The organism is Sphingomonas aquatilis (genome assembly GCF_014196115.1).
GTDB classification, from domain to species: domain Bacteria; phylum Pseudomonadota; class Alphaproteobacteria; order Sphingomonadales; family Sphingomonadaceae; genus Sphingomonas; species Sphingomonas aquatilis.
This window is the reverse complement of the sequence record NZ_JACIDB010000002.1, coordinates 467452-488258: the sequence shown is the minus strand read 5'-3', so window position 1 is coordinate 488258 and position 20807 is coordinate 467452. Positions and strand designations below refer to the sequence as shown.

At 67.7% G+C, this 20807-nt stretch carries 18 protein-coding genes; 8 read left to right on the top strand and 10 right to left on the bottom strand.

What is annotated here, in order from left to right; genetic code table 11:
• Positions 1 to 156: 156 nt before the first annotated feature.
• The 5 genes from GGR47_RS08415 to GGR47_RS08395 form a co-directional block, all read right to left on the bottom strand.
• A complete protein-coding gene (locus GGR47_RS08415; protein ID WP_147035758.1) occupies positions 157 to 1098 on the bottom strand; it encodes a Gfo/Idh/MocA family protein in 942 nt (313 codons plus the stop codon).
• Positions 1095 to 2084, bottom strand: a complete 990-nt coding sequence (gene araD1 / locus GGR47_RS08410) for an AraD1 family protein (RefSeq protein WP_147035759.1) — start codon at positions 2082 to 2084, stop codon at positions 1095 to 1097. Before araD1 ends, GGR47_RS08415 begins: the two co-directional genes overlap by 4 nt.
• Positions 2081 to 2719 (bottom strand): 2-dehydro-3-deoxy-6-phosphogalactonate aldolase, encoded by a 639-nt coding sequence (locus GGR47_RS08405; RefSeq protein WP_147035760.1) that lies wholly within the window; start codon positions 2717 to 2719, stop codon positions 2081 to 2083. Before GGR47_RS08405 ends, araD1 begins: the two co-directional genes overlap by 4 nt.
• A 283-nt stretch (positions 2720 to 3002) precedes the next feature.
• Complete coding sequence (locus GGR47_RS08400; protein ID WP_147035761.1) at positions 3003 to 3893, bottom strand: 2-dehydro-3-deoxygalactonokinase; 891 nt, start codon at positions 3891 to 3893, stop codon at positions 3003 to 3005.
• Between the two features lie 4 nt (positions 3894 to 3897).
• On the bottom strand, positions 3898 to 5304 hold the full coding sequence (locus GGR47_RS08395; RefSeq protein WP_231292051.1) for an MFS transporter: 1407 nt from the start codon (positions 5302 to 5304) through the stop codon (positions 3898 to 3900).
• Positions 5305 to 5420: 116 nt separating this feature from the next.
• Between GGR47_RS08395 and GGR47_RS08390 the strand changes: the two genes are divergently transcribed.
• Together GGR47_RS08390 and GGR47_RS08385 are read left to right on the top strand one after the other, a co-directional pair.
• Positions 5421 to 6569 (top strand): aldose epimerase family protein, encoded by a 1149-nt coding sequence (locus GGR47_RS08390; protein WP_147035762.1) that lies wholly within the window; start codon positions 5421 to 5423, stop codon positions 6567 to 6569.
• An 11-nt stretch (positions 6570 to 6580) separates the two neighbouring features.
• On the top strand, positions 6581 to 8386 hold the full coding sequence (locus GGR47_RS08385) for an IlvD/Edd family dehydratase (protein WP_147035763.1): 1806 nt from the start codon (positions 6581 to 6583) through the stop codon (positions 8384 to 8386).
• 298 nt (positions 8387 to 8684) lie between these two features.
• Here the strand turns inward: GGR47_RS08385 and GGR47_RS08380 are convergent, their stop codons facing one another.
• Together GGR47_RS08380 and GGR47_RS08375 are read right to left on the bottom strand one after the other, a co-directional pair.
• On the bottom strand, positions 8685 to 9392 hold the full coding sequence (locus tag GGR47_RS08380; protein ID WP_017979963.1) for a FadR/GntR family transcriptional regulator: 708 nt from the start codon (positions 9390 to 9392) through the stop codon (positions 8685 to 8687).
• A 68-nt stretch (positions 9393 to 9460) separates the two neighbouring features.
• Positions 9461 to 10081 (bottom strand): flavin reductase family protein, encoded by a 621-nt coding sequence (locus GGR47_RS08375; protein ID WP_147035764.1) that lies wholly within the window; start codon positions 10079 to 10081, stop codon positions 9461 to 9463.
• A 26-nt stretch (positions 10082 to 10107) separates the two neighbouring features.
• Here GGR47_RS08375 and GGR47_RS08370 point away from each other — a divergent pair, with 26 nt between their 5' ends.
• Genes GGR47_RS08370 through GGR47_RS08360 form a run of 3 tightly spaced genes read left to right on the top strand, consistent with a single transcriptional unit; the run spans position 10108 to position 12799 of the window.
• Positions 10108 to 10809 (top strand): cytochrome b/b6 domain-containing protein, encoded by a 702-nt coding sequence (locus tag GGR47_RS08370; RefSeq protein WP_147035765.1) that lies wholly within the window; start codon positions 10108 to 10110, stop codon positions 10807 to 10809.
• The gene (locus GGR47_RS08365; RefSeq protein WP_147035766.1) at positions 10806 to 11552 is read left to right on the top strand and encodes a molybdopterin-dependent oxidoreductase; all 747 of its coding nucleotides are present in this window, start codon (positions 10806 to 10808) and stop codon (positions 11550 to 11552) included. The genes GGR47_RS08370 and GGR47_RS08365 overlap by 4 nt, the downstream gene beginning before the upstream one ends.
• 17 nt (positions 11553 to 11569) lie before the next feature.
• On the top strand, positions 11570 to 12799 hold the full coding sequence (locus GGR47_RS08360; RefSeq protein WP_147035767.1) for an SAM-dependent methyltransferase: 1230 nt from the start codon (positions 11570 to 11572) through the stop codon (positions 12797 to 12799).
• 253 nt (positions 12800 to 13052) lie between these two features.
• Here the strand turns inward: GGR47_RS08360 and GGR47_RS08355 are convergent, their stop codons facing one another.
• On the bottom strand, positions 13053 to 13478 hold the full coding sequence (locus tag GGR47_RS08355; protein WP_147035768.1) for an EF-hand domain-containing protein: 426 nt from the start codon (positions 13476 to 13478) through the stop codon (positions 13053 to 13055).
• Positions 13479 to 13615: 137 nt separating this feature from the next.
• Here GGR47_RS08355 and GGR47_RS08350 point away from each other — a divergent pair, with 137 nt between their 5' ends.
• A complete protein-coding gene (locus GGR47_RS08350; RefSeq protein WP_017979969.1) occupies positions 13616 to 14833 on the top strand; it encodes an argininosuccinate synthase in 1218 nt (405 codons plus the stop codon).
• Between the two features lie 566 nt (positions 14834 to 15399).
• A complete protein-coding gene (locus GGR47_RS08345) occupies positions 15400 to 17019 on the top strand; it encodes a hypothetical protein (RefSeq protein WP_221204684.1) in 1620 nt (539 codons plus the stop codon).
• On the opposite strand, the gene GGR47_RS08340 is transcribed toward GGR47_RS08345, so the two are convergent.
• Positions 17000 to 18136: a GNAT family N-acetyltransferase gene (locus tag GGR47_RS08340; protein WP_147035770.1), complete on the bottom strand. Its 1137-nt coding sequence runs from the start codon at positions 18134 to 18136 to the stop codon at positions 17000 to 17002. The two genes, GGR47_RS08345 and GGR47_RS08340, sit on opposite strands and share 20 nt — an antisense overlap.
• A 115-nt stretch (positions 18137 to 18251) precedes the next feature.
• On the opposite strand from GGR47_RS08340, the gene GGR47_RS08335 reads away from it, so the two are divergent.
• Entirely contained in the window at positions 18252 to 19712 is a 1461-nt protein-coding gene (locus GGR47_RS08335) for a hypothetical protein (protein ID WP_147035771.1), read from the top strand.
• On the opposite strand, the gene GGR47_RS08330 is transcribed toward GGR47_RS08335, so the two are convergent.
• Positions 19709 to 20701, bottom strand: a complete 993-nt coding sequence (locus tag GGR47_RS08330) for an NADP-dependent oxidoreductase (RefSeq protein ID WP_147035772.1) — start codon at positions 20699 to 20701, stop codon at positions 19709 to 19711. The two genes, GGR47_RS08335 and GGR47_RS08330, sit on opposite strands and share 4 nt — an antisense overlap.
• Positions 20702 to 20807 lie beyond the last annotated feature (106 nt).

Genomic DNA, 20807 nt, shown 5'->3' with positions numbered 1-20807 from the left:
GATGTCGTTCCTGCGGCGAAGCCGCTTTCTCCCAACGGACGCTCGGCCAAGCGGAACGGTTGGCGAGGAAGGGCGCCGTCGGCGCCGGGCGCCCCCCCCCTCCGCGTCTCCGCGTCTCCGCGTGAACCAACCTTCTTCGCGCCTTCGCGTGAAAACCTATTCGATAAATGCATCCACCACGTTGCGCTTGCCGCGGAGGAAGGCGTCGGCGACGTGGCGCAGGGGCGCGATGTCGACGTCGCTCTGCCCTGCCCGCACCAGTTCTGCAAAACGCCGGTAGAGGCCGGCATATTCACCGTGAAGCGCGGCCGCCGTCGTCGGGGAGCTACCGTCGGGCAGGATTAGGCGCGCGCCGCCGTCGTGGAGCGTCAGCGTGCCCCTGTCCGTCTCGATGACGATGTCCCAGCTTTGCGGGCCTTGCTGGCGGAAGTCGAAGTCGGCGGCGATGCTGAGGCCGGCATCGTCGGTGAAGGCGATGCGCGCGGCGATCGGGGAATCGCGGTTTTCGGGGTAATCCAGCTCCGCCTCGGTGACGAAGAACGGGCGCGGCAGGATGCGGGTGACGATCGAGAGGGCGTTGATGCCGGGATCGAACACGCCGAAGCCGCCCGCGTCGAGGATCCATGCCTGGCCCGGGTGCCAGACGCGAATGTCCTCGCGCCACGTCACCGTCACCCGGTCGATCCGCGCGTCGGCCAACGCCGCACGGGCGGGTTCGACGCCGGGGGCGTAGCGCGAATGCCAGCTGGCGAAGAGAGTGACGCCCGCCGACTGCGCGGCAGATTCGAGATTGGCGACCTCTGCCAGCGTCGCGCCGGGTGGCTTTTCGAGGAAGACGTGCCAGCCGGCCTGGATCGCCTGCATCGCGATGGCGCGGCGCACCTGTGGCGGCGTGCAGAGCGCGACGGCGTCGATCCCCTGCCCGCTCGCGATCAGATCGGCGATGTCGTGGAAGTGCGGCACGCCCTCGACGCCTTCGCCGTTGCGGCTGACGGTCGCGGCGAGCGCGATGGCGGGCTCGCCGGCGATGGCGGGAACGTGCTGGTCGTGCGCGATCTTGCCCATGCCGATCAGCGCGAGGCGGATCGGGCCACTCACAGCGGCTTCACCGTGACGGTGTCGGCCGGGGCGGTGGCAAGGGCGTTGCGCAAGGGCAAGGTGAAGGGTGCCGCCTCGATTTCGAAGACGTCGCCGTCCTGCGTCTGGATGCCGTCCGCGCACGAGAGGGTGGCGGTGCCGAAGAAGTGGACGTGAATATCGCCCGGCCGGCGGAAGGCGGCATATTTGAAGTGATGGTGTTCGAGGTTGGCGAGGCTGTGCGACATGTTCGCTTCGCCGGTGAGGAACGGCTTTTCCCACAATGTGTCGCCATCGCGGACGATGCGACTGGTGCCGCGGATGTCGGCCGGCGGCTCCCCAAGCAGCAGCTCCGCCCCCAATGACGCCTGACGCAGCTTCGAATGCGCGAGCCACAGGTAATTGTGGCGTTCGGTGACGTGGTCGCTGAATTCGTTGGCGAGTGCGATCCCGAGGCGGAAGGGCGTGCCGTCGTCGCCGATCAGATAGATGCCGGCGAGTTCGGGTTCCTCGCCCCCGTCCTGCGCGAAGGCGGGCGAGGCGAAGGGCGCTTCGGGCGCGACGAGGCCCTGGCCGTCGCCCTTGTAGAACCATTCCGGCTGCGCGCCGACCGCGCCCGCGGCAGGGCGGCCGCCCTCCATGCCTTCGAGGAACAGGCGCATCGAGTCGGTCTGCTTGCCCTCGGCGGCGGCCTTGTGCATCGCGTCGCGCCCGGCGGCGGAGCCCAAGTGGGTGAGGCCGGTGCCCGCGAGCATCAGCCGCGCGCTATCCGGGTGGTCGATCGCGGGGAGCAGTTCGCCCGCTTCGAGGGCGGCCATCAGGTCGACGCTCTCGTGCGAGCGGCGCGCGCGGGCGGCGTCGAGCAGGCTGGTGCCCTCGGCGATCGCGGCCTGCGCGAGGTCGCGCGTCGTCGTGATGCGGGTCAGGACGTGTGCCGCCTGCTCGGCGAGGATCACGCGGCGCGTGCCGTCGGGCAGGCGCTGCTGGAGCAGGCGGGCAGCAGTCATGCGAGATCCTTTGCGGCTTGGACGAACGCCGCGGCATCGCGCGCGACGTCGGCGGCGGACTTGCCGGCGCGGTAGAGGTTGGAGCCGAGGCCGAAGCCGTCCGCACCCGCCGCGTGCCATTGCGGCATCGTGTCGGGGGTGATGCCGCCGACCGCGAGGACCTTTGTCGCCTTGGGCAGGACGGCGCGCTGGGCCTTCAGGAAGGCGGGCGCGCCGCCTTCGGCCGGGAAGAGCTTCAGGCCGTGCGCGCCGGCTTGGAGCGCGGCAAAGGCTTCGCTGGGGGTGAAATAGCCGGGGAGCGAGATGAGGCCCCGCTCCACCGACGCACGGATAACGGCGGGGTCGGTGTTGGGCGAGACGATGAGGGCGCCGCCCGCGTCGGCGACGGCGGCAACGTCCTGCGGGGTGAGGACAGTGCCCGCGCCGACGATCGCGCGCCCGGCATAGCGCTTCGCCATGGCGGCGATGCTGGCGAGCGGGTCGGGCGAGTTGAGCGGGACTTCGAGCAGCGTGAAGCCGGCATCGACCAAAGCGTCGCCGATGGGGGCGGCTTCGTCCGGCGTGAGGCCGCGGAGGACCGCGACGAGTGGGCAGGTGGCGAAGGCCTCGGCGAAGCGGGTGGCGGGGTCGGTCATGCGTGGGGCTCCGGGTGGAATGTGGGACGCTTGCCGACCCACGCCGTCACCGCGGGTTTGGGCGGGGGGCCCGCTTTTTTCGCCACCGCTCGGATGAAGCGGGACCCCGGCTCAAGGCCGGGGTGACGATGTGGGTGGGGCGATCGGTGTTTCCCCTCTTTCGTCATCCCGGCGAAAGCCGGGATCCATGGATGCGGGCCACCGAAGGAGCGCGCTATCGCTGGCCGTGCCGGGACCATGGATCCCGGCGTCCGCCGGGATGACGACGGGAGGAGGGGGAGCGTCACGCGAGATAGGACCGCAAGTGGTGGATGCCGGCAACGAACGCCGCCGTCGCGTCGATCGGTGAGACGCGGCCGCCGCGGGTTTCGATCGCGGCGGCGTAGAGGTCGGCCAGCGCGCCGGCGGCGAGCAGGTGGACCGCGCGGCCGGCCACCTCACGGGCGCCGACGTCGTTGCCGATCAGCACGCCGCTGGCATAGGCCGCGGCCTCCTCCGCCGGGCGGCGGCCGAGCAGCACACCGCTGCGCACTTCGAACACTGCGGCGCCAAGGTCGCACGCCCCTGCCCCGCGTGCGATGCCGTCGCGGAAGGCCGGCCCGTCCGTCACCGCGCCGTCGAGCATGCCGGCGAGGATGCCGTGGCTTTTCAGCAGCGCGAAGAGTTCGCCGGTCATCACCGTGGCGATGTCGGTGATCCGGCCGCCATCGGTCGCGACCCATTTGTTGTGCGTGCCGGGCTGGCAGAACAGCGCGTCGGCGGGCGCGAGGCCGGCGGCGATCGCGCCCAGCACCTGCACCTCTTCGCCGCGCATCACGTCGGCGCGCGGGCCGTCCAGCAGCGCGACGCCGGGGACGATCGTCGCGCGCTCAGTCTGAATATGGAGCGCCGCGGCGGCGAGCGCGGCGAGGTCGGCGGGCGCGGCCGCATAGGGTGTCTCGTGCCAGCCGCGCGTCGAGCCGACCATGCCGGCGGCGATCACCGGCAAATCGCCGAGCCGCGCGCGCAGATCGGCGAGCGCCGGGGCGTAGTCGCGCGGCGCCAGCCCGAGCACGCCTGCCCCGCCCTCGACGCGGTCCCCGATGCGGCCATCGGGCTCGATCCGATAGGCGCGCCGGTTGGTCGTGCCCCAGTCGATCGCGATCACCGCGCCGTTGGTCATGCCCTGCGTCATCGCCTCAGACGGTCGGCTCGACAGTTTCCTCGATGACGTGCGTCGGCGCCTTCAGCGCGGCGCGCGCATACCAGAGGACGTAGAGGTAGCAGACCAGCGGCACGACGAAGGCGAGCGAGCGTGCGCCGTCGGGTGCGAAGCCGGCGAAGGCGTCGATCACCGCGCCGTACAGGATCGACACGAAGCCACCGCCACAGATCGCCATGCACATCAGCCCCGACGTCGCGGAAGCGGGCGCGGTCGACCGCTCCAGCGTCAGCGTGAAGATCGTCGGGAACATGATCGAGTTCATCAGCCCGAGCAGCAGCGCCGCGACCGCGGGGACGAAGCCCATCGTCAGCGGCGCGACATAGCCGCCGGGCAAGGTGATCGTGCCGCCGAGCGGCGTCGCCGCCATGTCATAGGTCGCGATGATGACGAGGCACAGGATCGATGCGCCCGCACCGACCAGCGTCAGCAGCGTCGTCGCCTTGGCATAGCGCAGCAGCACGCTGCCGCCGAAGCGGCCGATCATCGCGAGCAGCATGAACAGCGGCGCGATATAGCCGGCGATCTGCGCCGGCACGTCGAGGATGTGGCGCTGTTCGAGGAAGAAGATCATGCCCGAGATCACGCAGACCTCGGCGCCGACGTACAGGAAGATGGCGACCGAGCCGAGGTTCGCCCAGCGCGAGCGCAACGCCGACAGCGGCGATTCGACGTTGGTCGCAAGCGCCGGCGCGTGCGCGTTGATCGTGCGCTTGGCGAAGAAGACGAGACCGGTGAAGACCGCGAGGATCACCGCGATCATCAGATAGACGTGGGTGACGAAGCCGAGGCTGTCCGCCTTCAGCGCCGGCGTCAGCACCGCATCCTTGGCGAACAGGTCGCCGCGCAGCAGATAGGCCGCGCCGAACGTGCCGCCGACATAGGCGCCGAGCGAGTTGAACGCCTGGCTGAGGTTGAGGCGGAAGTGCGAGCCCTTCGGATCGCCCATCGACGCGATCAGCGGGTTGGCCGCGACCTGCAGCAAGGTGACGCCCGACGCCGCGACGAACAGCCCGAGCAGCACGGTGACGAAGCTGTTCGACCAGGCGGTCGACCAGGCGACGAGACAGCCAGCGACGACGCCCAGCAGGCCGAGGACGATCGAATTGGCGTAGCCGCGGCGCGACAGATACCAGGCCGACGGGATCGACATGACGCCATAAGCGATGAAGAAGGCGAACTGGTTGAGCTGCGTTTCGAAGTCGCTGAGCGTGTAGATGACCTTCATGCTCTTCACGAGCGGGTCGATCAGGTTCGTCACGAACGCCCAGATGAAGAACAACGTCGTCACATAGACGAGCGCGAGCGCGACGCCCGCCTTGCGTCCGCCCGCCACGCCGCTGCCTGCGGCCGCGGGCGGTGGTGCCATCATCGGTCCAGCCATGTACTCTCCCCTATTTGTATCGCTACCACAGGCTGCCTTGCGCCCCGGCTATTTGTCTGACTATATAGCGAAGAACCACCGGGTCAATGCCGGGGACGAACGGGGAGAGGCGCAACATGAAAGTGGGTTTCGCGTTCCAGATGGCCTGTGCGGGGATATTGACGATCGCGGCGGCCGATGCCGCCTGCGCCGCGACCGCGACGCGCGCCGATTTCGGCCGACTGCCCGACGGCACCCGGATCGAGGCGGTGACGCTGACCGGGGCGAATGGCGTGCGCGCGCGGGTGATGACGCTGGGCGCGACGTTGCAGGCGTTCGAGGCGCCGGACCGCAACGGCACGCTCGCCGACATCACGCTGGGCCATGACACCGCCGCCGCGTATGTCACGCAGCCCAATTTCTGGGGCCAGACCGTCGGCCGCTATGCCAACCGGATCGCGGGCGGCCGCTTCACGCTGGACGGCAAGACGTATCAGCTGCCGCTCAACGACAAGACCAACTCGCTGCATGGCGGCACCACCGGCTTCGACAAGGCGGTGTGGCGGATCGTGTCGGTCACGCCGAGCGGCCCCCGCGCAAGCGTGACGATGGCGCTGACCAGCCCCGCGGGCGACCAGGGCTATCCGGGCAAGCTCGACGTCGAGGTGACCTATGCGCTCGACGACACGGGCGCGCTGACGATCGATTTCACCGCGAAGACCGACGCACCGACGATCGTCAACCTGACCAACCATGCGCTGTTCGATCTGGCGGGCGAGGGATCGTCGGGCGGCATCTACGCCCAGCGGATGACGATTCCCGCCGCACGCTACACACCGGTCAACGCGGCGCTGATCCCTACCGGCGAACTGAAACCGGTGGCGGGCAGCGTGTTCGACTTCACCAGGCCGCGCGCCATCGGCCAGAGCATCCGCGACGGCCGCGATCCGCAGATCGTGATCGGCCGCGGCTACGACCATAATTTCGTGCTCGACGCAGGCCGCACCGCGCAGCCCAAACTGGCCGCGCGGGTGGAGGATCCGGTATCGGGCCGCGTGCTCGAAGTGCTGTCGACCGAGCCAGGCGTGCAATTCTATTCGGGCAACTTCCTCGACGGGACGTTCGTGGGGAAGCAGGGCCACGTCTATCGCATGGGCGATGGTTTCGCGCTGGAGCCGCAGACCTTCCCGGACACGCCCAACCAGCCCGCGTTCGGATCGGCGCGCGTCGATCCGGGCAAGCCATACCACCATCAGATGATCTATCGCGTCTCCGTGGCGCGCTGACCGGAGCTTTTATGACCACCGACACGCCCAAACGCCCCAGCGCCCTGCGGTCCCGCGCCTGGTTCGACAATCCAGACAATATCGACATGACGGCGCTATATCTGGAGCGCTATCTGAACTTCGGCCTCAGCCTGGACGAGCTGCGCTCGGGCAAGCCGATCATCGGCATCGCGCAGACGGGCAGCGACCTGTCCCCGTGCAACCGCCACCATCTGGTGCTGGCGGAGCGGGTGCGCGAGGGCGTGCGCGAGGCGGGCGGCATCGTGCTGGAATTCCCCGTCCATCCGATCCAGGAAACCGGCAAGCGCCCGACCGCGGGGCTGGACCGCAACCTTGCCTATCTGGGGCTGGTCGAAACGCTGTACGGCTATCCGCTGGACGGCGTGGTGCTGACGATCGGCTGCGACAAGACGACGCCCGCCATGCTGATGGGCGCGGCGACGGTGAACATCCCGGCGATCGCTTTGTCCGTGGGGCCGATGCTGAACGGCTGGCACAAGGGCGAGCGCACGGGTTCGGGCACGATCGTGTGGAAGGCGCGGCAGATGCTGGCGGCGGGCGAGATCGACGATGCCGAGTTCATCCGCCTGGTCGCCAGCTCGGCGCCGTCGACCGGCTATTGCAACACGATGGGCACGGCGACGACGATGAATTCGCTGTGCGAGGCGCTGGGCATGAGCCTGCCCGGATCGGCGGCGATCCCCGCACCGTATCGCGACCGGCAGGAGGTCGCGTACCTCACCGGCAAGCGCATCGTGGAGATGGTGGCGGAGGACCTGAAGCCCTCCGACATCCTGACCAAGGACGCGTTTCATAACGCGATCCGTGTCAATTCCGCGATCGGCGGATCGACCAACGCGCCGATCCATTTGGCGGCGATCGCGCGCCATATCGGCGTCGACCTGCCGATCAAGGATTGGGAGACGGAGGGGCACAAGGTGCCGCTGCTCGTCAACCTGCAGCCCGCGGGCGAATATCTGGGCGAGGATTATTATCGCGCCGGCGGCGTCCCCGCGGTGGTCAACCAGCTGATCGGCCAGGGCCTGATCCACGAGGGCGCGCTGACCGTCAACGGCAGGACGATGGGCGACAATTGCCGCGGCATCGCCATCGAGGACGAAAAGGTCATCCGCCCGTTCGACCAGCCTTTGGTCAAGGACGCTGGCTTCATCGTGCTGTCGGGCAATCTGTTCGACGCGGCGGTGATGAAGACCAGCGTGATCTCGAAGGAGTTCCGCGACCGCTACCTCTCCAACCCCGACGATCCCAATGCCTTCGAAGGACCGGCGGTCGTCTTCGACGGGCCGGAGGATTATCATCACCGGATCGACGATCCCGCCACGGGTATCACGCCCGAGACACTGCTGTTCATGCGCGGCGCCGGGCCGATCGGCTATCCCGGCGCGGCGGAGGTCGTGAACATGCGGCCGCCGGCGTATCTGATCACCGAGGGCGTGCATGCGCTGCCGTGCATCGGCGATGGCCGCCAATCGGGGACGAGCGGATCGCCGTCGATCCTCAACGCCTCGCCGGAAGCGGCAGCGATGGGGGGCCTCGCATTGCTCAAGACGGGCGACCGGGTGCGGATCGACCTCAATACCGGTAGCGCCAACGTGCTGATTTCGGACGCGGAACTGATGGAGCGCCGCGCCGCGCTGGAGGCGGCGGGGGGCTATGCCTATCCTGCGTCGCAAACGCCGTGGCAGGAGATCCAGCGCGCCGTCGTCGGCCAGATGAACACCGGCGCGATCCTGGAGGGCGCGGAGAAGTACCAACGCATCGCGCAGACGATGGGCCTGCCGCGCGATAACCATTGATGTGGGTGGGGGCGCCCCTTTTTGATGCACGCGCCCCCACCCCGCCGTCATTCCCGCGAAGGCGGGAATCCATAACCGCTATCGCTGCTGATGGAGCCGAAACGGCAGCGCGTCTGGATTCCCGCCTCCGCGGGAATGACGGTTGACGAAGGGTGCCCCGCTCCTCATTCGTCATCCCGGCGGACGCCGGGATCTATGGACACGCGCGGCTCATGGTCGTGCGCCCACGATAGCCCACCGCATCCATGGATCCCGACGTTCGTCGGGATGACGGACGAGGACGAGGATAGCCCACCCCTCACTCCAGCAGCGAGCGTTCCGTGTCCTCGTGCGCCTGTTCCAGCAGGACGAGCGTGGCGGCGCGGGCCGATACGGTGTCTCGCGCGCGGATCGCTTCGTACAGGCGGTGGTGCTGCGGCATCGAATCGCGCGGCTTGGTGCGGCGGCGGAACTTGAAGATCGTCGTCCAGCGCACCGCGGCGCCGATGCTGCCCGACAGGCTGACGAGCAGTTCGTTGTCGGTCGCCTCCAGGATCGTATTGTGGAAGCTCTGGTCGGCCGCCTGCCCCTCCGCCGTGCCGAGGCCGTGACGCCGCATCCCGTCGAGCGCCGCCGCCATCCGCGCGAGCTGTTCGTCGGTGCGGAAGGTCGCGGCCATTTCGGCGGCGGCGGGTTCGACGATCATGCGCAGCTGGAACAGGCTGCGCACGAAGCTGGCGGGCGGTTCGCCTTCGAACATCCAGGCGAGCAGGTCGGGATCGAGCAGGTTCCACTGCGCGCGCTCGCGCACCCGCGTGCCCGCCTTGGGCCGGCTTTCGACGAGGCCCTTGGCCGACAGCATGCGCAGCGCCTCGCGCACGACGCTGCGCGAGATGCCGCGCTGCGCGGCGAGATCGACCTCGCCGGGGATGATACCGCCGGGCGGATAGCGGCCGGTGACGATCGCGATGCCGAGGTCGCGGGCGATCAGCGTATGGGACGGCTCGCGTCGTTCGGTCTTGGTCAACTCGCGGCTCTCCCCTCTCGTCGTGCGTGCGTAAGCGGTGGCGGTGCGCTTGGGAAGAGCGTCGCCCCCTACCCCGGCCGGCGCATGGCGAAGCGATTGGCTTCGGTGATCTCGAAATAGTCCGCCGGTCCGCCGCCGCGCAGGATCGGGCGGGCGCGGGCGGTCTGGTAGACGCCGTCGTCGAGCAGCGCGGTGTCGATATGGATTCCGACCGCTTCGCCGATCACCAGATATTGGTCGAGCGCGCCCCCCTCCTTGGTCTGCAGGCGGACGATCTGGGTCAGCTTGCATTCGAACGCGACCGGACTGGCCACGACGCGCGGCGGGGCGACAAGGCGCGAGGGCGCGGTCTCCAGCCCGGCGAGCGCGTGTTCGTCGACGTCCGGCCCGACGCCGGCCGATGTCGCATTCATCGCCTCGGCCAGGTCACGCGTCGCGAGGTTCCAGACGAACTCGCCGGTCGCGTCGATATTGGCGACGCTGTCCTTCCACCCCATCGACGAAAAGCCGATCAGCGGGGGGCGATAATTGAGCAGATTGAAGAAGCTGTAGGGCGCAAGGTTAGGCACCCCGTCCGCCGACACGCTGCCGATCCAGCCGATCGGGCGCGGCGCGACGATCGCGTTGAGGGGGTCGTGGGCCAAGCCATGGCCGTTCGCGGGTTCGTAGAAATGCCAGCTAGTCGTCATGGTGCTGCCCCTGCTACACGGATGATATGGCTGCGCAAACGCCCGGAACGACGATCCTGCGCCACGCGCTCGCGACGCGGATATGGCATTGGGTGAATGCGGTGTCCGTCTTCATCCTGCTGGGCAGCGGGCTCGGCATCTCCAACGCCCATCCGCGGCTGTATTGGGGACGCTACGGTGCCAACTTCGACCATGCCTGGGCGCAGCTGCCGCGCTTTCCGGCGTGGATCACGATTCCCGCGAATTACAATCTGGCGATCTCGCGGCGCTGGCACCTGTTCTTCGCCTTGGTGTTCGCGTTCGGGTTGCTGGCGTTCATGATCGTAAGCCTGCTCAACCGGCATTTCGCGCGGTTGAAGCTGACCCGCAAGGACGTGAGCGCCGCGCATCTGGCGGCGGACGTGCGCGATCACTGGAACTTCCGCTTCCACGATGCCGACGATCCCAAGGCCTACAACAGCTTGCAGAAATGGAGCTACATCTTCGTCCTGTTCGTCGCGTTGCCGGTGATGATCTTTACCGGTCTTGCGCTGTCGCCGGGGATGGATGCGGCGTGGCCGTGGCTGCTCGATGTGTTCGGCGGACGGCAGTCGGCGCGGTCGATCCACTTCATCGCGGCGAGCCTGATCGGCGGGTTCATCGTCGTGCATCTGGTGCTCGTCATCCTGGCGGGCGCATGGAACGAGGTGCGATCGATGCTGACCGGAAAGTGGCGGGTGCCGGAATGATTCTAGCACGGCGCAACCTGATCGTCGGGTCCGCGGGGCTGCTACTCGCCGGGTGCGACAAGGTCGTGGCGAACCCGCAGGCGCGCAAGATCCTGTTTGCGGGCGAGGACATGCACAAGGGTCTGCAGCGCGCGCTGATGAACCGGGGGGCGCTGGCGCCCGAGTTCACGCGCGAGCAGATGTCGCCGGTGTTCCGCGCCAACGGCACGCGTGATCCGGGGACGCCGGCCTATGCGGCGATGGTCGCGGACGGGTTCGCGAGTTATCGATTGCAGGTGGGCGGATTGGTCGACCGGCCGCTGTCTTTAAGCCTCGCGCAGCTCGCGTCGATGCCGTCACGCTCGCAGATCACGCGCCACGATTGCGTCGAGGGGTGGAGCGCGATCGGCCAGTGGCAGGGGCCGATGCTGGGCACCGTGCTGAAGGCGGCGGGGATGCGCCAGAGCGCACGCTACGTCGTGTTCACCTGCGCCGATTTGTACAATGGCGAGCCTTATTACGAATCGATCGACACGATCGACGCCTTCCACCCGCAAACGATCCTGGCGCTGAAGATGAACGGCGCACGGCTGACCGTGCCGCACGGCGCGCCGGTGCGGCTGCGCGTCGAGCGGCAGCTGGGCTACAAGCACGCCAAATACGTGACCAGAATCACCACCGTCAGCGATCTCAAGAGCATAGGCAAAGGCAAAGGCGGCTATTGGGAGGACAATGTCGATTACGATTGGTATGCCGGCGTCTAGGGCATAGTAGCTTCCTCATGGCGCTGATCGACATGTTCCTCAGCCGCGCCGTCAAGCGTGGCCAACTCACCCTCCACCGGCCCGGAAAGGCCCCCGCAACCTTCGGAACGCCCGACCCGGCGTTCGGGCACATCACCATCCGCTTCGCCGATTCGGGCGTCGCCGGCCGCATCATCCGCAACCCCGCGCTCGCCGCCGGCGAAATGTACATGGACGGGCGGCTGACCGTCGACGGCGACGATATCATGGGGCTGGTCAAGCTGATGACCGGCAATTCGCCGTGGGAGCGCGGGCAGAACGCCTTGCAGCCCTCCGCCTTCGTGCGGGGCCTCGGCGCGGTGAAGCACCGGCTCGACCGGATCAACATGGAGCGGCGATCGAAGCAGAACGTCGCGCACCATTACGACCTGTCGGCGCGGCTGTACGACCTGTTCCTCGACGCGGACAAGCAATATAGCTGCGCCTATTACACCGATCCCGACAACAGCCTGGAACAGGCGCAGAGCGACAAGCTGGCGCATATCGCCGCCAAGCTGGCGCTGCGCCCGGGGATGCGCGTGCTCGACATCGGCTGCGGCTGGGGCGGGATGGCTCTGTACCTCAACAAGCACTTCGACGTGGAGGTGCTGGGCGTCACCTTGTCCGAGGAACAGCTGAAGATCGCGCGCGAGCGGGCGCAAGCGGCGGGCGTTGCGGACAAGGTGAAGTTCGAGCTGATCGATTATCGCCGGGTCGAGGGCCGGTTTGACCGGATCGTGTCGGTCGGCATGTTCGAACATGTCGGGCCGCCACAGTACAAGACGTACTTCCGCAAGTGCCGCGATCTGCTGACCGACGACGGCGTTGCGTTGGTCCACACGATCGGCCGGTTCGGGCCGCCGAGCGTCACCGACGACTGGACGACCAAGTACATCTTCCCCGGCGGTTACAACCCGGCGCTGTCGGAAACGATCGCGGCGTTCGAGGGATTGTCGATGTTCCTGACCGACGTCGAGGTGCTGCGGCTGCACTACGCCTACACATTGCACGAATGGTATGCGCGGACGCTGAAGGCGCGCGATGCGATCGTCGCGCTGTATGACGAGCGCTTCTACCGGATGTGGACCTTCTACCTCGCCGGCGCCGCGATGGCGTTCGAGAATGGCGGACTGTGCAATTTCCAGATCCAGTTCAGCCGCAGCCGGACGGAGCTGCCGATCGTGCGGGACTATATGGTCGAGGGCGAGCGGGCGCTCCGCGGGCGGTAACGCCCCCACATTCGTCATTCCCGCGCAGACGGGAATCCAGACGCGCTACCGTTGCGCGTCTTGCCGAGACGTCAGAGGTTATGGATTCCCGCCTGCGCGGGAATGACGGGCGTGGTGGGCGTGGCGGTCATACACCCCTTTCCGTCACCCCGGCCTTGAGCCGGGGTCCCGCTTGATCCAGCGGCGAAGAAGAAGCGGGACCCCGGATCACGTCCGGGGTGACGGATGGGATTGGGGCGACAGGAGCGCGCCCTCACCGCCCCTGCGGCAGCGCCTTGGCGGGACCGCCCATCACCGCGGCGCGCGCGGCGGCGCGTTCGTCGAGGCTGATGACGCCGTCGTGATTGAGGTCGTAGCGCGAGGCGATCGCGCGGAAGAGGCCCTGCATCTCGGCAGGCGACACCTTGCCGTCGTGGTTGGCATCGGCGGTGTTGAACCACGCATCGGCCATCGCCTTCGCCTTGGCGGCGGGCATCTGCGTCTTGCCGACATCCATGCGCGCGACGCGGGCGTCCACCTCGGCGCGGCTGATGAAGCCGTCGTGATTGGTGTCGGTCTTGTCGAAATCCGCCTTGATGCGCGGATCGATCTTCGCCGCCGCCTTGGGATCGGCCTTGCCAGCGGCGAGCGCCGGGGTGGCGATGAGCAGCGGCAGGATGACGAGCGCGGAACGGATCATGGGAACTCCGGAATACATGTTCGAAACGGGCCTGTAGGGCGCAGCGCCTAAACCCGCGGTGAACGCAGACGTTGCACCGCAGCGCTGTGGGCCGTAGGGGCGCGGCCATCCATTCCATGGTCCAAGGAACCCGTGCCGTGACCGATCAGATCAACCGCGTCGTCCTCGCCTATTCGGGCGGTCTGGATACGAGCGTGATCCTGAAATGGCTGCAGCAGACGTATAACTGCGAAGTCGTCACCTTTACCGCCGACCTGGGCCAGGGCGAGGAGCTGGAGCCGGCGCGCCAGAAGGCGCAGATGGCGGGCGTCAAGCCCGAGCATATCTTCATCGACGATCTGCGCGAGGAATTCGTGCGCGATTACGTGTTCCCGATGATGCGCTCGAACGCGCTGTACGAGGGGCTGTACCTGCTCGGCACGTCGATCGCGCGCCCGCTGATCGCCAAGCGCCAGATCGAGATCGCGAAGATGGTCGGCGCCGACGCGGTCAGCCACGGCGCGACCGGCAAGGGCAACGACCAGGTCCGCTTCGAATTGGGCTATTACGCGCTGAACCCCGACATCAAGGTGATCGCGCCGTGGCGCGAGTGGGACCTGACCAGCCGCACCAAGCTGATCGAGTTCGCTGAACAGCATCAGATCCCGGTCGCCAAGGACAAGCGCGGCGAATCGCCCTTCTCGACCGACGCGAACCTGCTGCACACCTCGTCCGAGGGGAAGGTGCTCGAGGATCCGTGGCAGGAGGTGCCCGATTACGTCTATTCGCGCACGGTGAACCCGGAGGACGCGCCCGACGCGCCCGAGTATATCACGATCGATTTCGAGCGCGGCGACGGCGTGGCGCTGAACGGCGAGGGCGTCAGCCCGGCGACGTTGCTGACCAAGCTCAACGAGCTGGGCCGTCGTCACGGCATCGGCCGGCTCGACCTGGTCGAAAACCGCTTCGTCGGCATGAAGAGCCGCGGCATGTACGAAACGCCGGGCGGCACCATCTATCACCTCGCCCACCGCGGCATCGAGCAGATCACGCTGGACCGCGGCGCGGCGCATCTGAAGGACGAACTGGCGCCGCGCTATGCCGAGCTGATCTACAACGGCTTCTGGTTCTCGCCGGAGCGCGAGATGCTGCAGGCCGCGATCGATCACAGCCAGGCGAAGGTCAGCGGCACCGTGCGGCTGAAGCTGTACAAGGGCGGCGTCTATATCGTCGGCCGCAAGTCGCCCAATTCGCTCTATTCGGAAAAGGTCGTGACGTTCGAGGACGATCAGGGCGCCTACGACCAGCGCGATGCGGCCGGATTCATCAAGCTGAACGCGCTGCGCCTGCGCCTGCTGGGGCGGCGGGACGCGTAAACCGTCGCTCGTCGCCATTCCCGCGCAGGCGGGAATCCAGAACCTCTGACGGTTGCGATTGTGCCGCACCGGTAGCGCGTCTGGATTCCCGCCTTCGCGGGAATGACGGTTGGGGTTGGTCGTTCGCCACGCACGCCTCGTCACCCCGGACTCGTTCCGGGGTCCACCAGGCCGCGAGGGCGCGGCTCGAACCTCTGCCCCCCCCTCGCCGCGAAGTGGACCCCGGACCAAGTCCGGGGTGACGGTATAACTGGGGCGAGGCGCGTGCCCTCCCCTCTCGTCACCCCGGGCTTGACCCGGGGTCCCGCTGTTGGGGGTTCGGCCTTCGCCGCGCACGCCTCGTCACCCCGGACTCGTTCCGGGGTCCACCGGGCCACACGGGCACGGCTCGAACCTCTGGCCACCCCCCTCGCCGCGGAGTGGCCCCCGGAACAAGTCCGGGGTGACGGAGAAATGCGCCCAGTTCCCCAACCTCGATCAACAAAATCCTCGCTTCATCGCACGCGTGCGGGAACTTTTTGCGACAATGCTTGTCGTGGCCACCCCGTAGCCCCTAAGGCGGCGCGATGCAGGGGCCTAGGCTGCACTGGTGGCAAACGCGAACGTTCGTCGTGGCGGTGGTGATCGCGACGATGATCCCGCTCGTGTGGCCGACGATCCCGCCGCTGGTCGATCTGCCCGGCCATATGGGCCGCTATCGCGTGCAGCTGGACGATGGCGCACATCGTTGGTTGTACGACTGGTATAATTTCCAGTGGTCGATGATCGGCAATCTGGGCGTCGATCTGCTTATCGAGCCGCTGGCGCCGATCTTCGGCCTCGAACTGGCGGTCAAACTGATCGTGATGGCGATCCCGGCGCTCACCGTGTCGGGCCTGCTGTGGATCGCGCGCGAGGTGCATGGGCGCATCCCGGCGACCGCGCTGTTCGCCCTCCCCCTCGCCTATTGCTACCCATTCCAGTTCGGCTTCGTGAACTTCGCGCTGTCGATGGCGCTGGCGCTCAACCTGTTCGCGTTGTGGCTGCGCATGGGGCGGCTGGGCAAGGTGCGGCTGCGCGCAATGCTGTTCGTGCCGCTGTCGTGCGCCTTGTGGATCTGCCACACCTTCGGCTGGGGCGTGCTCGGCATCCTCGCCTTCTCGGCGGAGATGATCCGCCAGCACGACCGGCGCAAGGACAGCCAGAGCGGCCATTGGCTGGAAAGCTGGGTGCGCGCGGGCATCGGCTGCCTGCCGCTCGCGCTGCCCTTCCTGATGATGGTGCTGTGGCGCTCGGGCGACCATGTCACCGGCAAGACGATGGACTGGTTCAACTGGCGCGCGAAGGTGGGCTGGGTGATCATGTCCCTGCGCGATCGCTGGATGGCGTTCGACCTCGCCTCCGTCACCGTGCTGTTCGTCATCCTGCTGAAGGGCGTGCGCGACGAGCGGATCGAATATTCGCGCAACCTGCTGCTGTCGGCGCTGTTCCTGTCGGTGATCTACGTCGTGCTGCCGCGGATCGTGTTCGGATCGGCCTATGCCGACATGCGGCTCGCGCCGTTCGTCCTCGCGATCCTGCTGATCGCGCTGCGGCCGAAGCGCGGCCTGTCGTTCCGCGGCGCCGCGACGCTGGCGGCGCTGGGCCTCGCCTTTTTCGGCGTGCGGCTGGCGGCGACGACGATCAGCTATTGGCAGTTCAGCAAGGAATACGACCGCACGCTGACCGCGCTGGACCATGTGCCCCAGGGCGCGCGGCTACTGACCATGGTCGGACGCACCTGCCACGACGAATGGCTCTATTCGCGCGAAGAGCATATCGCCGGCATCGCGCTGGAGCGTCGCCTCGCTTATGCCAACGACCAATGGTCGATGGCGGGCGGGCAGCTGCTGACCGTGCGCTACACGCCGGCCGGCGCCTTCGCGCACGATCCCTCGCAGCTCGTCACCGACCGGCGCTGCCGCGGCGAATGGTGGCGGCCGCTGAAGGTGTCGCTTGCCTTCCTGCCGCGACAGGCGTTCGATTACGTCTGGCTGGTCAACCCGCCGCCCGTGGGCCCTGAGTTCCTGACCGGCCTGACGCCGATCTGGCGCAGCGGCACGGACGTGCTCTACCGGATCGACGACCGCACGCCGCCGGCCGTGACGCTGGACCCGGCGCTGCTGCCGCCGCGCCGCCGGGTGATGCTTACGCCCCGTCCTTCCTGAACGGGGCGAGCTCCGCCAGATACGCCTGCTCTTCGGTGACGGCGGCCCGCTCGCGCACCAGGAAGTCGGCGACCGCGCGGCGGAACCCCGCATCGGGCAGATAATGCGCCGACCAGGTCGGCACCGGCACATAGCCGCGCGCGAGCTTGTGCTCACCCTGCGCCCCCGCCTCGACCGTCTTCAGCCCGCGCGCGATCGCGGCGTCGATCGCCTGATAATAGCAGAGTTCGAAATGGAGGAAGGGCACGTCCTCGGTGCAGCCCCAGTAGCGGCCGTAGAGCGTGTCGGCGCCGATCAGGTTGAGCGCGCCCGCGATGGGCTCGCCGTCGCGCATCGCGAGGATCAGCAGGACGCGATCCCCCATCGCCTCGCCCAGCAAAGGGAAGAAGCTTCGGGTGAGATAGGGCCGCCCCCATTTGCGGCTGCCGGTGTCCTGATAGAAGGTCCAGAAGGCATCCCATTCCGCCTCGCCGATCTCCGCCCCGGTCAGATGGCGGATGGTGAGGCCCTCGACCGCCGCCGCGCGCTCCTTGCGGATCGCCTTGCGCTTGCGGCTGGCGAGTTGCCCCAGGAAATCGTCGAAGCTGGCATAGCCCTGATTTGCCCAATGGAATTGCGTGCCTTCGCGGATCAGCCAGCCCGCCGCCTCGAACGCCGCCACCTGATCGGGCGCGACGAAGGTGGCGTGCGCGGAGGACAGACCGTTCTGCTCGGTCACCGCCTCCAGCGCGCCGGTCAGCGCGGGCGCGGCGGCGGGATCGCGCAACAGCAGGCGCGGCCCCGGCACCGGGCTGAACGGCGCGGCGACCTGCAATTTGGGGTAATAGGCCCCGCCCGCCCGCTCCCACGCATCCGCCCAGGCATGGTCGAACACATATTCGCCCTGGCTGTGGCTCTTGGCATAGGCCGGCGCGATCGCGACCGGAGCGCCGTCCGCCCCATCGACCACGATCGGCACAGGCTGCCAGCCGGATCGCCCGCCGACGCTGCCCGATTCCTCCAGCGCGGCCAGGAACGCGTGGGACACGAAGGGATTGGCGATGCCGGCGCACGCGTCCCATTGCGCGGCCGGAATGGCGCGCACGCCCTCCACCATGCGAGCGGTGAGCGCGGTCATGCGGCGACGGGACAGACAGTCATCGCCGCCAATATAGGGCGCGACGGACGCTTGCCGAGGGGGTGGTGCGACGAAGACTGGACGCCGCGGTGCCCCCTTGCGAGGGTGGCGGTTCATGACGCTGCCTTCCTCCCTGCGATCCCCGCTGGCGACCGCCGCCATCCTGCTTGCCGTCGCCCTCGTCATCCGGGCGTGGCAGTTCGGCAATCCGGTGGTTCATATCGACGAGCAATTCTACCTGTTGGTCGGCGACCGGCTGTGGCAGGGGCGCGGTCTGCCCTTCGTCGATTTCTGGGATCGCAAGCCGTTCGGCCTGTTTCTGGTCTATGCGGCGACCCGGATGTTCGGTGGCGATGCGGTGATCGCCTATCAGCTTGCCGCGACATTGTGCGCGACAGCGACGGCGTGGGTCGTGCAGCGGCTGGCATGCCGGATCGCGGACGGCTGGGGCCCGCTGTTCGCTGGGATCGCCTATCTCGTTTATCTATCGGTCAACGGTGGCGATGGCGGGCAGAGCCCTGTCTTCTACAATCTGCCGGTCGCGCTGGCGGCCTGGGCTGTGGTCCGCGTCTACGAACGGTCCGTGTTCGATCGCACGGCGGCCGGATTCGCCGCGCTGGCGATGGTGCTGTTCGGCGTAGCGCTGCAGATCAAATACTCGGTGTTGTTCGAAGGCGTCTATTTTGGCGTCGCGTTGCTGGTCGCCGCTCGCAGACTGCCGGTGTTGCGGATCATGGGCTGGGCGCTTCTATGGTGCGTGCTGGCGCTGCTGCCCACCGCAGCGGTGTTCGCACTCTACTGGCATGTGGGCAAGGTCGACGCGCTGGTCTTCGCCAATTTCCAGTCGGTATTCCTGCGCAAGGCGCCGGAGAGCGCGCTGATGGCGGAGCGGCTGGCGATGATCGCGCTCCACCTGCTGCCGCTGCTGACCGTCGCGGGACTTGGCGTGACCGGCGTCGCGCGTCTGAGGCCGGCGGGACGCCTGCTGATCGGCTGGCCTGGGGCGGCGATCGCCGGACTGCTGCTGTTCGGCACCTATTTCGACCATTACGCCCTGCCGCTGGTCGTACCGCTGGCCGTGCTCGCCGCGCCGGTGCTCGGGCGGCCGATCCGAGCGCTCCGCCGTTCCGTCCCCGTCGCTGTGCCCGTACTGGCGGTCGGCCTGTGCTATGTGCTGGTCAATACCATCGTGCTGCGTGGCACACGCGGCGACGGTCGCGGAGCCTATCGCCTCGCTGCGACGATTGGTCGGGCACCGGATGGCTGCCTGTTCGTCTTTCAGGGCGATCCGATCCTGTATCAGCTGACCGACGCCTGCGTGCCGACCGCGTACAACTTCACGACCTTCCTCAGCGAAATGGGCGACAGCCGCACGCTGGGCATCGATCCGCATGCCGAGCTCGCCCGCGTCATGGCCGCCCGCCCAGCCTATGTCGTCATCAGCAGCGTCGATCCCGAAGCCACGGATATAGAGGCACGCGGCTTCGTGATGCGGCAACTCGCCCGCCATTACCGACTGGTCGACCAGTTTGCGCTCTCGGAACGGGTCGACCAGCTGTATCGTCGGGTGGATTAAATCCGCACCAGCATCTTGCCGGTGTTGCCGCCCGAGAACAGGCCGAGAAAGGCGTCGGGCGTTGATTCCAGACCGTCGAACACCGTCTCGTTGCGCTTGAGCTTGCCGTCCTTCAGCCAGCCGCCCATGTCGCGGTAGAATTCGCCCGCGCGGTCCATGTAATCGCTGACGATGAAGCCCTGGATGCGCATCCGCATGCCGATGAGGCGCGCAAGATAGCGCAGCTCAGTCGGCTTGGCGCTGTTGTACACGTCGATCATGCCGCAGATCGCGAAGCGGGCATGCAGGTTGCCGTGCGCCAGCGCGGCGTCGAGGTGATCGCCGCCGACATTGTCGAAATAGACGTCGATGCCGTTGCGCGCGACCTCGCCCAGTGCCTTCACCACCGGCGTGCCGCTCTTATAGTCGATCACCGCATCCGCGCCGAGCGACTGGACCCAGGCGCACTTGTCCGCGCCACCGGCCGAACCGATGACGTGGCAGCCCTTGGCCTTGGCGATCTGCACCACGGTGGACCCGACCGCGCCCGCCGCTGCCGAGACGAAGACGGTGTCGCCTTCCTTCGCGCCCGCGACCTCCAGCAGGCCGAAATAGGCGGTCATGCCGGGCATGCCGAGCTGGCCGAGAAACGCCTGCGGATCGACGTCGAGCTGGGGCAGCGCCTGCACCTGATCGGCAGGCAGGATCGCTTCGTCCCGCCAGCCGGCGAAATGCTGGACGGTATCGCCCTGCTTGAACCGGTCGGACCGGCTTTCGACGACGGTGCCGATCGCGCCGCCCTGCATCGGCTGGTCGAGTTCGAACGGCGGCGTATAGCTCTTCACGTCGTTCATCCGGCCGCGCATGTATGGGTCGACCGACAGCCACGTGTTAGCGATGCGTACCTCGCCATCATTCAGGTCGCGCGCGGGCAGATCGACCAGCGCGAAATTGTCCATCGTCGGCAGCCCCTGGGGGCGTGAGGTCAGCGTCCAGGCACGGGCCATCATCTCTCTCCTGCAAGAATCTCAGCATGATCTGGCGCAACAAGTTGCAATATGCAACGCAAAAAGGCCCGGGATCGCTCCCGGGCCTTTTCCGTCGTTACCGCTCGGG